Genomic DNA, 265 nt, shown 5'->3' on the forward strand with positions numbered 1-265 from the left:
TAGCGTTATAGGTAATCAATATTTGGTACCTACAAATAGGGTTTCTATTTATACTACATCTGTAGTTCTTGGTGCAATTACAAATATTGTTATTAACTTTCCTTTAATATATTTTAAGGGATTATATGGAGCGATAATCTCAACAGTTATTTCTGAATTTGTTGTAACGACATATCAAATATATAAATCATCAAATAAATTACCATATAAAAAAATGTTTAAGGACGTAAAAAAATATTTATTTGCTAGCGTTGCAATGTTTATT

General features: G+C 25.3%; 1 pseudogene. It reads left to right on the forward strand.

Features of this window, described 5'->3' with window-relative positions:
- Positions 1 to 265: pseudogene (locus tag LI126_RS14795) on the forward strand (polysaccharide biosynthesis C-terminal domain-containing protein); the annotation flags it as partial.

The organism is Mediterraneibacter sp. 210702-DFI.5.30, from assembly GCF_020560115.1.
GTDB lineage: Bacteria > Bacillota > Clostridia > Lachnospirales > Lachnospiraceae > Mediterraneibacter > Mediterraneibacter faecis.